Raw genomic sequence first — 12,607 nt, 5'->3', positions numbered from 1 at the left:
TGCGCATCGGCCTCGGTTGCTAGCGTCGAGTGCAGGCCGTGGAGCTCCGCCTCCACGTGTTGTATCGTTTCAAACCCGTGCTGCCCGACGACGCGCCACACACTCTGGAGTCCCCGGTGACCAACCGTCAGATCCCCTCGTGGTCCGAGCTCAAGCCGCTGATGCGCCCGAAGCCCATCGAGCTCAACGGCACCAAGCGACGGCTGGCCGACGCGCTGACCATCGCGGACCTGCGCACGCTGGCGCGCAAGCGGACCCCGCGGTCGGTGTTCGACTACACCGACGGCGCCGCCGAGGCCGAGATCAGCCTGCGCCGCGCCCGGTCGCTGTTCCACCAGCTCGAGTTCCAGCCGTCGATCCTGCACGACGTGTCCCACGTGGACCCGACCACCGACATGATCGGCACGCCGAGCGCCCTGCCGTTCGCGTTCGCCCCCACCGGCTTCACGCGGATGATGAACCACGAGGGCGAGCGCGCGGTGGTCCGCGTGGCCCAGCGCCGGGGCATCCCGTACGCGCTGTCGACGATGGGCACGACGTCGATCGAGGAGGTCGCGAAGGCCGGTCCCGACGCCCGCAAGTGGTTCCAGCTGTACGTCTGGAAGGACCGCTCGGCGGGCGAGGATCTCATGGCCCGCGCCAAGGCCGCCGGCTACGAGGCGCTCATGCTCACGGTCGACGTGCCGGTGGCCGGCGCGCGGCTTCGCGACGCCCGCAACGGCTTCTCCATCCCGCCGGCCCTCACGGTCAAGACGGTCCTCGACGCCGCGACCCACCCCGCCTGGTGGATGAACCTGCTCACCACGGAGACCTTGACGTTCGCGTCGCTGACCACCTGGTCGGGCACCGTCGCGGACCTGCTGGACAAGCTGTTCGACCCGACCATGACGTTCGCGGACCTCGAGTGGATCCGCGCGTCCTGGGACGGGCCGCTGATCATCAAGGGCATCCAGACCGTCGAGGACGCCCGCCGCGTGACCGACGCCGGCGCCGACGCCGTCGTGCTGTCCAACCACGGCGGCCGCCAGCTCGACCGCGCGCCGGTCCCCCTGCGCCTGCTCCCGGACGTCGCCGAGGCCGTCGGCGACCGCACCCAGGTCTGGGTCGACACCGGCATCATGAGCGGCGCCGACGTGGTCGCCGCGCTGGCCCTCGGCGCGGACGCGACCCTCGTCGGCCGCGCCTACCTCTACGGCCTCATGGCCGGCGGCGAGCGCGGCGTCGACCGGGCGGTCGACATCCTCGAGCGCGAGGTCCGTCGCACCATGGCCCTCCTGGGCGTCTCCACGGTCAAGGAGCTCGGCCCCCAGCACGTCCGCCTGCCCTGACACGACCACAACGTCCGAGCAAAGGGAGGCCAGGACCTCCTTCTGCTCGGACGTTGCGGAATGCAGGTGCACAACGTCCGAACAAGAGTGGGCCAGGGGCTCCCTCTGCTCGGACGTTGTCGTTCTGGCATGGCATGACGACGGCCGGCCCGGGTGGGAGGAGCCACCCGGACCGGCCGTCGTCTGCTCAGGTCAGCGCGTGACCTTGACCTTCAGCTCCGGGCTGCTGGTCGACCCGAGCGGGTTGGCCAGCTCGGCGCGGTAGACGTGCGTGCCAACCGCTCGACCGGAGACGGACGTCGTCGCCTTCTGCGCGTTGAACCCGTTGGCCGTCAGGGACTGGGTGTCGATGAGCACCCCGTCCTCGTACAGCCGGTAGATCGTCGCGTTCGTCCCCCACCAGAGGTTGGTGGTGAGCGTGTACGACCCGTCGCCGTCCTTGTTGTCGGCGCTGAGCACCGGGGCTCCGGGGTTGGCCGCAGTGACCTTGACGGTCAGCGGGGCGGTCGTCGTCGACCCGTGCTGGTTGGTCAGCACCGCGGTGTAGACGTACGTCCCGTTGGGCTTGCCGGCGATCTGGAAGGCCGCCGACTGGGCGTTCGGGGTGGCGTCGACCAGGTCGCGCGTGGCCACCTTGACCCCGTTCTCCAGCAGCGTCACGGTCTGGGCGTTCTGGCCCCACCACAGGTTCATGGCGACCGTGTAGCTGCTGTCGTCGTCCCAGTTGTCGCTGGACAGCACGCCCTTGCCCGGTGCGGCGGTCGCCGGTCCCGGAACCCGCTCGTCCGGACCCGTCGCCGCACCCGTGTAGACGATGCTCGGCGCCGGCGGCGTCGACATCCCGTCACCCAGGAAGTAGCCCGTGTGCGGCGGCTGGTTGTAGCCGGTGTTCTGCCAGGCGACCCCGAGCCGGTAGACCGGGTCGGACTGCAGGGTGCGGAACCGGTAGTCGGTGAGGTCCACCGTCGTGGCGATCCGCAGGGCCGACGAGTCGGCCAGGCGGGTGACGATCTCCTCGCGCCAGTCGCCGAACAGGTCGGCCTGCAGGGCGGGCGTGCCCTTGGTGCCGTTGTCGGAGAGGGTGCCGGTCGCCCGGTAGATCTCGTCGGCGGTCTTCGTCGACGGGTTCCACTTGGCGATCGTCGGGACGCCGGTGAGGGTCGTCGTGTTCCAGTCGTGGTCGGTGATCTCCCGCAGGAGGTCGCCGTCCCACCAGGTGAGGAAGTTCGCCGCGGGGATGGTGGTGCTGAGCAGGGTGCCGTCGGCCGCCCTCATCTCCCCCGACCGCGAGTTCCACGTGCCGTCGGTGGTGACGGCCCACGACTCCGAGCCCGGGTGGGAGGCGTCGATGTCGCCCGAGGCGCCGCGGCCGGTGTCGGCGGTGGCCGGCATCGACCAGAGCACCTCCCCGGTCTTGGCGTCGCGGAACGTCGCCCCGATCCCCTTGCTGTGCGGCGCCTCCTCGTGCACCGCGAACACCTCGAGGCCCGGCCGGCTGGGGTCGAGGTCGCTGACGTGCAGCGCGTCCCCGTGCCCGAGCCCGGTGCTGTAGAGCGCCGTGCCGTCGTCGTCGATGGTCATGGAGCCGTAGACGATCTCGTCCTTCTGGTCGCCGTCCACGTCGGCCACCGACAGGTTGTGGTTGCCCTGGCCCATGTACTGCGAGCCGGACACGTCGGAGTCGAACGTCCAGCGCTTCACCAGCTGCGACCCGTCGAAGTCGTAGGCGACCAGGACGGCCCGCGTGTAGTAGCCGCGGCTGAAGATGACGCTCGGGTGCTCGCCGTCGAGGTACGCGACCCCGGCGAGGAAGCGGTCGACGCGGTTGCCGTAGGCGTCGCCCCACGCGGCCACGTCACCGCGCGGCGGCGTGTAGTCGATGGTGTCGATGGCCGCGCCCGTGGCCCCGTTGAACACCGTGAGGAACTCCGGCCCCGTGAGCACGTAGCCCGACGAGTTCCGGTAGTCCGCACGCGGGTCACCGATGACCGTGCCGACGCCGTCGACGGTGCCGTCCGCGGTCTTCAGGGTGACCTCGGCCTTCCCGTCGCCGTCCAGGTCGTACACCTGGAACTGCGTGTAGTGCGCGCCGGCCCGGATGTTCTGGCCCAGGTCGATGCGCCACAGGCGGGTGCCGTCCAGCTCGTACGCGTCGATGTAGACGTTGCCGGTGTACCCCGCCTGGGAGTTGTCCTTGGAGTTGGACGGGTCCCACTTGACGATGACCTCGTACTGCCCGTCGCCGTCGACGTCCCCGACGGAGGCGTCGTTGGCGTTGTACGTGTACGGCTGGCCGTCCTTCGTGTACGCGTCCGCCGGCTTGTCCAGCGGGACGTCCAGGTGCTGGCTGTCCCACACGCGGAACTCGCCCGTCGCCCAGCGCTCGATCCCGTCGACCACCGAGCTCACCCGGTACACCGACGCCGCCTTGCCGCCCGCGTCCAGCAGGTTGGTGCTGGAGGTGAGGGGCAGCGTGGTGATCTTCTTGCCGTCCCGGTACACGTGGAACGCGATCGAGTCGGGGTCGAGGCCCAGCTGTCGCCAGCCGAGGTAGACGCCGCCGTCGGTCTTCACCGCGACCGGCGACCGGTCGAGGCGCTCCGCCTGCCGGGCGAGGGTGGTGACCGCGGGGGTCGTGATCGACGACGACGCCGCCGACACACCACCCGCGTTGACCGACGCGACCTTGTACGTGTACCCGATCGTGGTCAGCACGGTCGTGTCGGTGTACGACGGACCGTCCGCACGCCCGACGACGACGAACGAGCCGTCCTTGGCCTGCCGCGACACCTGGTAGAACAGTGCGCCGTCGACGGCACCCCAGGTGAACGTGACGTCGTTCTTGTTGACCGCACCCAACTTGAGGCCGGTCGGCACGGCGGCCGTCGGGACGTCGGGATCGACCGTGGTCACGTCGAGCGTGTCCGTCGGCACCGACTCGAGGCCGCTCGGGTCGAGCGCGACGACGTGGTACTCGTACGCCAGCCCGACGTCGGGCGTGGTGTCGACGAATGTCGTCGTCGTGACGTCACCGAGCGCGACGGCCGCGGTGGCGCCGGCCGCCTTCCGGTAGACCCGGTAGCCCGCGGAGTCGTCCGTGCCCGTCCAGCTGAGCGAGACGTTCACCGACGAGCCGTCGATGCTCAGGTCGTCGAGCGTCAGACCCGACGGCGCCAGCAGCAGCGGCGTGATCTCGATGCCGTTGAGTCGCGACGAGGCGCCGGTCATCACGAGGTTCAGCTGGCCGTCGGTGACGAGCACCGGCTGGCTGACCTTCTCCGAGACCGACCCCGCCCCCGCGTTGGAGGCGCCGAAGTCCTTGCCCTCGATCTGGACGTTGGAGCGGCTGGTGCCGATCCAGTCGCCGTTGTACGTCTTCACGGCGTAGCTGCCGTCGGGCACGTCGACCGCGAACACGTGCTGGGTGCCCGGCAGCAGGAAGTCCCGCTGCAGGTCGTTCGGCGGCGGCGTGAAGTTGACCCCGCGGTCGCGGCCGCCCAGACCCGTCGGGTCCAGCCAGCCCCAGCCGATCTCGGGGGTGTAGCGCGAGTTCTGGCTCAGCTCGGTGTAGCCCGGCATGAGCGGGCCGCCGGCCAGCTGCACGTCGAACTTGTAGAGCGCGGCCTTCGTCGTGACCCGCACGGCGGCCGACGGGGCCGACGAGCCGCGGCCGTTGACGGCCACGACCCGCAGGTCGTACGACGCCCCCTCGACCAGCCCGCCGACAGCCGCCTGCGGCAGCGTGGACGTGGCGACCAGCGCGTACGCGCCGTCACCCGCCGCGGCGTCCTTGCGGAACACCTGGTAGATGTCCGCGCCCTCGCTCACCGTCCAGGTCAGCTGGACGCCGGCGTTGGAGACGCTGCCCGCGACGACCCCGGCCGGCGCGGCCGGGACCTGCGCCGGCGGCTCGGCGTCGACCACCTCGTCGGCCAGCGGGACGTCCAGGTCGGCGATGCCCGAAGCGACCAGGCGGGCCATCTGGATGGCGCCGTACTCCTGGAAGTGGGTGTCGTCGATCGTGCCCGTCGGCCGGCCCGGGTAGACCCCGGCCGGCACGTACAGGAACACGCTCGTCGACGCCTCCGGACCGATCTGGTCGAGGTACGCCCGGCTGGAGGCCGCGAGGTCGACCAGGGGCGTCCCGGTCTCGGCGGCCAGCGCCGTCGCCGCGGCCACGTACTCCGGGAACGAGACGTTGAACTTGCCCGTCGCCGGGTCGAAGCTGCGCCGCGAGACGGGCGTGACGATCACGGGGGTGGCCCCGCGCTGCACGGCGCCGTCGACGTAGGTCCGCAGGTACTCGGCGTAGTCGGCCGGGGCGGCGAAGCGGTCGTCGACCCCGTAGGTCGCGTCGTTGTGCCCGAACTGCACGAACACGTAGTCGCCCGGCTTGACCAGCCGGAGCACCTCGTCGAGCCGGCCCTGGCTGATGAAGTTCTTCGACGAGCGGCCGCCGATCGCCCGGTTGTCCACCGTGACGTCGTCGGACAGGAACCGGTCGATCATCTGGCCCCAGCCGGCCTGCGGCGCGTAGTCCGCGGTGTAGCTCTGGACCGTCGAGTCGCCGGTGATCCACACCGTCGGCTCGGCGCCCGGCGCCCGCGGGCTCTGCGCCGCGATGCGGAGCTCGTTGAGCTTCGGCGCCGTGCCGGAGAACTCGAGGTTGAGCTGGCCGTCGACCACCGCGATGTCGAACGACATCTCGAGGAACTGGCCCGCCGTCTTCGTCGTCGGCGCGACCTTGGCCATCTGCTCCGCGGTGATCGCGACGTCCGTCGCCTCGGTCGCGTCTCCTGCGATCAGGCTCACCGTGTAGTCGCCGTTGGGCAGGTCGACGACGAGCTCGGTGTCGCCCACGCTCACGAAGTCGGAGCGAAGCGGGTCGGCCGTCCCCCGATCTGTCGCGGTGACCGCCCGGGTGTCGACGAAGCCGTAGCGAGTGGTCGCCGAGTACGCGCTCGTGGCGTCGAGCCGCGTGGCGCCCGGCGCGAGCGCGCCGCTGCCCAGGTCGAAGTCGAGGACGGCGGGCACGGTCAGGGGCGTCGGCAGGCTGGTCACGGCGGCGGCCGACGGGGTGGACAGGCCGGCCGCGTCGATCGTCTGCACGCGGTAGTAGCGCAGGGTCGAGGTGTCGACGGCGTCGGTGGTGAACACCGCGCGCGCGCCGGTCCGGGCGACCTCGGTGTAGGTGCCGTCGACCGCGTCGGACCGCGAGACCACGTAGCCCGTGGCACCGGCGACCTCGTTCCAGCGCAGCGTCACGGCGCTCGGGGTCACGTGGGCCATGCGCACCGAGGTGGGTGCGGCGATGGTCGAGGTGCTCGGGTCGGGCTCTTCGGGCGGCGTCGTGCCGGTCTGCGACACGACGATCGAGTTGACGTACCCGCCGGCACCCGCGCCGGAGATCCCCACCGTCAGCTGACCGTCCGCGACGGTGACCGGCCAGGTCCCGGCGATCGCGGCGGCCTTGGTGCTCAGGGTCCCGCCGCCGGCGCCCTCGAGGGTCACGGTGGTCTTGGTGGTGCTCGTGCCCGCGAGGAGGTCGCCCGAGCGGACCGTCACGTCGTAGGTGCCGTTGGGCACGTCGAGCACGAACGACCAGCTGGTCGCGAGGACGAAGTCACGGTCCCCGGGGTCGGCAGCGCCGCGGTCGCGGGAGATCGGGGTGACCCCGTCGGCCGGCACGATGCCGAAGCCGGTCGCGGCGCTGTAGCGCGTCGCGTCGGTCACCTGCTGGTACCCGTCGGCGACCGGGCTCGTCGCGGTGCCCAGGTCGAACTTCCACGTGGTGGCCGGGTCGGCCGCGAGGGCGGGTACCCCGCCCGCGGCGATCAGGGCGGCCGCCGTGACCGATGCCGCGGCAGCGGCGAGGCCGCGCGAGGCGCGTCGCGCCGTCGGTGCCCGACCCGTCCCTCGTCCCGCGACGGACGGCCGTGCCGCCCGTGCTTCTGGTCCCTCGTCGTGCGCGCGCGTCCGGCGCATGGCATCACCCTTGGTCTCGTCGTTGAGAGCGGTGCCTGATCGGTGGTGAATCGTTTCACCCTGTAACGATTCACCCGAGCAAGCAGGACATTCCTACCGACCCGTCCGGGGCCGCGCAAGGGTTTCGGGCAAACTGGGGAAAGCGCTCGCCGTTGAACTTTCCGTGAGGGCGGGACCCGTGGTGGCCGCCGACTACGCTGTCATGGTGGGCGCCATCGGGCCGCCACGAGCGGTCTGACCTGCGCCGATGCCCGCGCACCGCGCACGCGCTCAGTCGGCGTACAGGCGGCGCCCGCACGTCTGAGCGGGCTCAAGAAATCATGCGACCTCACCGGCGACGCACCCGCCCACGGCCGCCGCGGACCGCGATCGGACTCTCCGACTCGGGGCTCCCCGACTTCGCGGAGACGGAGTCATGGGCGAGGGTCAACCGGTGCCCCGGCATGCCGGGCACCGGCGGCACATCGAGCGACAGCCGCCGCGGACCGACGGACGCTCGTCCTCCACGACCTCGCAGGGACCGCGCCTCTGGCGCCCATCACCCGGTGCCCGGCATCCCGCACGACTCGCCGACGAACTCGTGCAGCGCCCCGCGCAGCTGGTCGCTCGCGGCGACGTAGAACACCGGCTGCTCGACCCCGTCCACCCGCGCGTGCACGCCGAAGAACGTCCCGCGCTTGTCCTCGGCGACGGCGTGCGGGTCGCACCGCGACGGCACGAGCGTCAGCGGCACCGTCCGCGAGGCACCGTCGCCCGTGTCGACGTCGGTGGGCCAGCCGGCCGCGCCCCCGACCGGCGCGAGCAGCACGGTCCCGTCCACCCCGGTGATCTCGACCCGTGGACCGTCCGGCACCGGTGCGACCTCCAGGTCCACCCCGGCGGCGAGCGTCCCGTTCATGTCGCTCGTGATCAGGGCATCGGCCAGAGTGAGAGAAGCCCCGGCCGCGACGGCGGCGGCCGCGCAGTCCTCGCCGTGGATGCGGGCCAGGTGTCCCTGCGGGTCGTCCGGCTCGACGACGAGGGTCGAGCGCCCACCCGCGCCGTCCACCAGGTCGAGCTCCGCGCGCGCCGGCCCGGAGGCGGGGTCGTCACACACCGGCTCCCCCAGCGGCACCGACAGGTCCCGGTCGACGCCAGCACGCACGGGCCGCTCTCGGTCGCTCGTCGCGACGCCCTCGTCGTCCGGAGTTGTCAGCCGGGCCTCCGCCACCGTGACGTCCCCGGGTCCGGCGTTGGTCACCCGCAGCTGCACCACGCGGAGCGCCCAGTCGCTGCGCGCCTGCCGGACCTCGACGGACAACCCGGCGAGCACGTCGGCGGGGATCGGGGTGGGCGTCGCGGTCGGCTCCGATGCCGAGCCGCCCGTGCAGCCGGCCAACGCGAGCACGCCGACGACCACCGCCACCCGCCAGCGCCCGACCACCCCCCGATCGTGCCGCACGAACCCGACGCAATCATCCGCCAAGCCGTCGCGGCGGCCACGCCTCCACGCCCGCGCCGATCGCGCGGGCGACGTCGTCGGACAGATGCCACGGTCCCGCCGGACGCGTTACCAGCCGACCGTCGCGCGGATCGCGCGGGCGACCTCGTCCGGCGAACGACCGTCGGCGCCGATCCGGTGCGTGCCCACGGGGGCGTCGGCGTCCAGGTGTGCGGCCGCGGCCGCGGAGCGCAGCCGGTGCGCCTCGAGCTCCGACCCGGACTCGCGTTGGGCCAGCCGCGCGTCCGCCACGGCGTCGCTCGCGGTGAGCAGGACGCGCGTCACGCGCGGTGAGCCGCCCATTGCCGCGGCGAGCTCCTCGGCCTCGAGCACCGCGACCGTGTTCGTGTAGACCAGCCGCCGGTACCCGAGGGCGCGGTAGTTCGCCCAGACGGCGGCGAGGTTCCGCATGCTCAGCCGGTGCTCCCACGGCGTGGGCCAGGCGAGGTCGAGGGCGTCCCCCTCGATCACCGCGTGAGAGACGTCGTCGCCCCGCAGCAACGCGTGCAGCGCGAACGCCGCCGTCGACTTCCCGACGCCGGACCGCCCGCCAATGACCAGGAGCTCGTAGCCATCCATGCGCGAGACGCTCGCACAGCGCGGACGCCCGGCCTACGGCTTTGCGCCAGCGGGAACACCATCAGACCCGTTCTGGGCCGCGATCACGAGCCTCGTGTTGTTCTCGGCGGTGCGATGCCGTCAGGCCCCGCGGGCGAAGGGCGCGCCGAGGTCCGTGAAGGTCGCCCCCTCGTCGGCCACCCGCGCGCACCAGTGCTCGACGTCCGCGATCACGGGGTGCCGCGACGGTCCCTCGCCGCGCCACTCGACGTGCTCGGCGGCGACGGGGGTCGGGTCGGGGCCGGTCCGCACGGCCTCGAGCACGCGGAGGAACGCGCCGGTGTCGGCGACCGAGCACCGCAGCGCGACGTCGGCCTGAGCTCGCGCGGTCAGGAGCTGGGTCAGCAGGTCCACACGACCGCACCGGATGCGCCGGGTGCCGCGCGGCGAGCCCACCTCGATCTCGTCGGTCTCGTAGAACAGGGTCGCCGTGCCCAGCGACCCCCGGACCGTGACGCGCGCGGGCGAGCGGTCAGGGGCGCACAAGGTCAGGCCGGCCGACACGCGCACGCCCGAACGGGTCTCGACGACCACCGCTGACGTGTCGTCGGCCTCGATCGGGTGCGCCCGGAAGAGGTCGACGCGCACGTCGGCGACGTCGTCGACCGTCCGCGCGCCGGCGACCAGCAGGGCGGTCGCGACGGCGTGCGCCAGGGGGTTGGTGACGACGCCGTCGACCACCTCGACCCCGTCCAGGGTGCGCCGACCGGCCCACGGAGCGCGCGCGTAGTACTCCGCGGTGCGCACCCACGTGCCGACCGCCCCGACCCCGTCGATCCGGCCGAGCTCGCCGGAGCCGACGATGCGCGCGAGCTCGTCGACGGCCCCCGAGCCGTAGGTCTGGAAGCCGACCTGGCAGAGCCGGCCGGTCTGGTCGACCACGTCGAGAAGCGCGGCGTGGTCGGCCAGCGACGCGGTCGTCGGCTTCTCCAGGAGCACGTCGCAGCCGGCGCGCAGGGCCGCCGACGCCAGCGGCAGGTGCGTCGGGATGGGTGTCGAGAGCACCACGACGTCGGGCGGCGCCTGCGCCAGGAGCGCGTCGAGGTCGGGAAACCAGGGCGGGCCCCCGTCGACGGGCCGGGGGTCGACGACCGCCGCGAGGGTCGCGAGGCCGCGTTCCTGCAGGTCGGCGACGTTCCGGACGTGCGAGGCCCCGTGCCCGTGCACGCCGACGACGGCGACGGTCGGCGGGCGCGTCCGAGCAGACCCGGAATCGACCGAGGTCGAGGACGGCGCCCGGGTCGTCATCCCCACGCCTGCCCGGCGAGCTCGGCGGCCTCGTCGGCGCCCAGCGCGCGGTCCACGACGACCGCGGCGAGCCCGACGTCGAGCCGGCCGCCGGCGGGCACGTCGACCACCCGGTCCCAGGCGAGCGCCGGTCCGGCGCCGACGTACTCGGCGACCCGCGCGAACCAGGGGCGCAGCTGCGACGGCGGCTGCACCAGCAGGACGGTGGTCGTCGCGGTCTCCCGCCGCTGCACGAATGCGAGCCACGGGGACAGGCTGCCGTGCACGGCCTCCTCGCCCACCAGGCCCTCGCCCAGCACGGTGGTCACGTCCGCCGACGGCAGCCGCCAGAAGATCCCGCCGTAGCCGGCGCTCGGGCGGCCGTTGGTGCCGGGGCTCTCGATGCGCAGGGGGCCGTGCGCGGCGTGCAGCACGCTCGACCAGCGCAGGGACCAGCCGCGACCGTCCGCCAGGGGAGCCGCCTGGAGCCGGCGGTCCTCCTGCAGGAGCGGGCGGTCGCGCTCGTCGCGCCACAGGATCTCGTCGACGAGCGCGGCGTCGTCGTCGGCGAGCCGCGTGCCCTCGCTGATCTGCCGGCCGTGGTTGGGCAGCAGAGTCGGGCCCTCGTCGCGCAGGAACGTGCGGCCGCCCCAGTACGAGGTGCCGTTGACCACGGGGACCGCCATCGAGACGCCGTAGTGGTGGCGGTGGTCGACGGGGCTGATCTCGGTGAGCGCGGTGCCGGCCGCGGAGTGCACGGGGTGCAGGTAGGGGCGCGGGGCGTGCACGGCCGGCACCCGGCTGCCGGACTCGTACCGGGCGAGCGGTACCGTCGAGCCGGAGGAGACCCCGGACAGCAGGTAGGCGCCCAGGTCACGGGCCCAGCGCGTGCCCGTGAGCACCGGCACCTCGGGTCCGACGGGGTCCGACGCCGCACGACGCCCGAGCCGCGCGGCGGGCGGCACCGGCCCGCTGCTCGCGCGCATCGCGAGGACGGGTGCGATCAGCGGGGGCGTCGGGTCCAGGACCTCGCCGCCGAGCAGCGAGCGCAGGTGCGCCCACGCCTGCCGGCCGAGCTCCGCCTGCGGCACGGTCGCCGTGGTGAGCGAGGGCGTCGCGAACCGCGCGAGCTCGATGTCGTCGAATCCCGTGATCGACACGTCGCCCGGCACCGCGACGCCGAGCTCGTTGAGCCGCGCGAGCAGGCCGAACGCGACCAGGTCGTTGTAGGCGACGACGGCGGTGGCGCGGGAGGCCAGCACGTCCTGCGCGGCGGCGTAGCCGGACTCGACCGAGGAGCCGGTGGGCCGCTCGCTGAGCCGGACGTCCTCGCGCCGGGCGGCGGCGGCACGCAGGGCGTCGAGCCGCGCGCCGTGCGACGCGCTGTCGAGCGGCCCGGCCAGGTACAGCAGGTGGCGGTGGCCCAGACCCGTCAGGTGCTCGACGATCTGGTCGATGCCGGCGGCGTAGTCGATGGCCAGCGTCGGCGTCACCCCGTCTGCGGCGCGGTTGACCACGACCACCGGGCCGATCTCGGGCAGCAGCGCCCGCAGGACCGCCTCGGGCATCCGCGGCGAGACGAGCACGAGCGCGTCGCAGCGCAACCGGGCGTCGAGGGCGATGCGCTCCTCGTCGGCCGCGTGCTCCGCCGTGTCCGCGACGAGCACCCGGTACCCCTCGTCGCCCGCGGCGGAGGCGACCCCGCGCAGGACCTGCTGGAACATCGGGTTGGCCAGGTCGGGGACGACCACGGCGACGGTGTTGGTGCGGCCGAGCGACAGGCTGCGCGCCGTGTTGCTGGGGCGGTAGTGCAGCTGCTCGGCCACGTCGCGCACCCGCGCGGCGAGCTCGGGGTCGACCGTGGAGCGGCCGTTCATCACCCGGCTCACGGTCGCCCGGGACACGCCCGCGGCATGCGCGACCTCGGCGATGGTCGACGCGCTGCGCGTCCACCCGTTCTGCGTCACTG

At 73.1% G+C, this 12,607-nt stretch carries 6 protein-coding genes; 1 reads left to right on the top strand and 5 read right to left on the bottom strand.

Features of this window, described 5'->3' with window-relative positions:
* Positions 1-116 precede the first annotated feature (116 nt).
* Positions 117-1,328, top strand: a complete 1,212-nt coding sequence (locus AC1DYZ_RS00235; RefSeq protein ID WP_477063218.1) for an alpha-hydroxy acid oxidase — start codon at positions 117-119, stop codon at positions 1,326-1,328.
* 192 nt (positions 1,329-1,520) lie between these two features.
* Here AC1DYZ_RS00235 and AC1DYZ_RS00230 read toward each other — a convergent pair whose 3' ends face one another.
* The 5 genes from AC1DYZ_RS00230 to AC1DYZ_RS00210 form a co-directional block, all read right to left on the bottom strand.
* The gene (locus AC1DYZ_RS00230) at positions 1,521-7,313 is read right to left on the bottom strand and encodes a rhamnogalacturonan lyase family protein (RefSeq protein ID WP_477063217.1); all 5,793 of its coding nucleotides are present in this window, start codon (positions 7,311-7,313) and stop codon (positions 1,521-1,523) included.
* Between the two features lie 538 nt (positions 7,314-7,851).
* Positions 7,852-8,736, bottom strand: a complete 885-nt coding sequence (locus tag AC1DYZ_RS00225; protein WP_477063216.1) for a hypothetical protein — start codon at positions 8,734-8,736, stop codon at positions 7,852-7,854.
* Between the two features lie 126 nt (positions 8,737-8,862).
* Positions 8,863-9,372 (bottom strand): nucleoside/nucleotide kinase family protein, encoded by a 510-nt coding sequence (locus AC1DYZ_RS00220; RefSeq protein ID WP_477063215.1) that lies wholly within the window; start codon positions 9,370-9,372, stop codon positions 8,863-8,865.
* Positions 9,373-9,492: 120 nt separating this feature from the next.
* On the bottom strand, positions 9,493-10,659 hold the full coding sequence (locus tag AC1DYZ_RS00215) for a Gfo/Idh/MocA family protein (RefSeq protein WP_477063214.1): 1,167 nt from the start codon (positions 10,657-10,659) through the stop codon (positions 9,493-9,495).
* Positions 10,656-12,605, bottom strand: a complete 1,950-nt coding sequence (locus AC1DYZ_RS00210) for a DUF6807 family protein (RefSeq protein ID WP_477063213.1) — start codon at positions 12,603-12,605, stop codon at positions 10,656-10,658. Before AC1DYZ_RS00210 ends, AC1DYZ_RS00215 begins: the two co-directional genes overlap by 4 nt.
* Between the last annotated feature and the right edge of the window lie 2 nt (positions 12,606-12,607).

The organism is Cellulomonas sp. P1_C4 (assembly GCF_056406355.1).
The sequence above is the reverse complement of the archived record's forward strand: the minus strand, read 5'-3'. Positions and strand labels throughout refer to the sequence as shown.

What these genes read in the sequence shown, in the direction of transcription:
- AC1DYZ_RS00230 (WP_477063217.1), bottom strand. Translation starts at nt 7,313, where the DNA reads ATGCGCCGGACGCGCGCGCACGACGAGGGACCAGAAGCACGGGCGGCA.
- AC1DYZ_RS00220 (WP_477063215.1), bottom strand. Translation starts at nt 9,372, where the DNA reads ATGGATGGCTACGAGCTCCTGGTCATTGGCGGGCGGTCCGGCGTCGGG.
- AC1DYZ_RS00215 (WP_477063214.1), bottom strand. Translation starts at nt 10,659, where the DNA reads ATGACGACCCGGGCGCCGTCCTCGACCTCGGTCGATTCCGGGTCTGCT.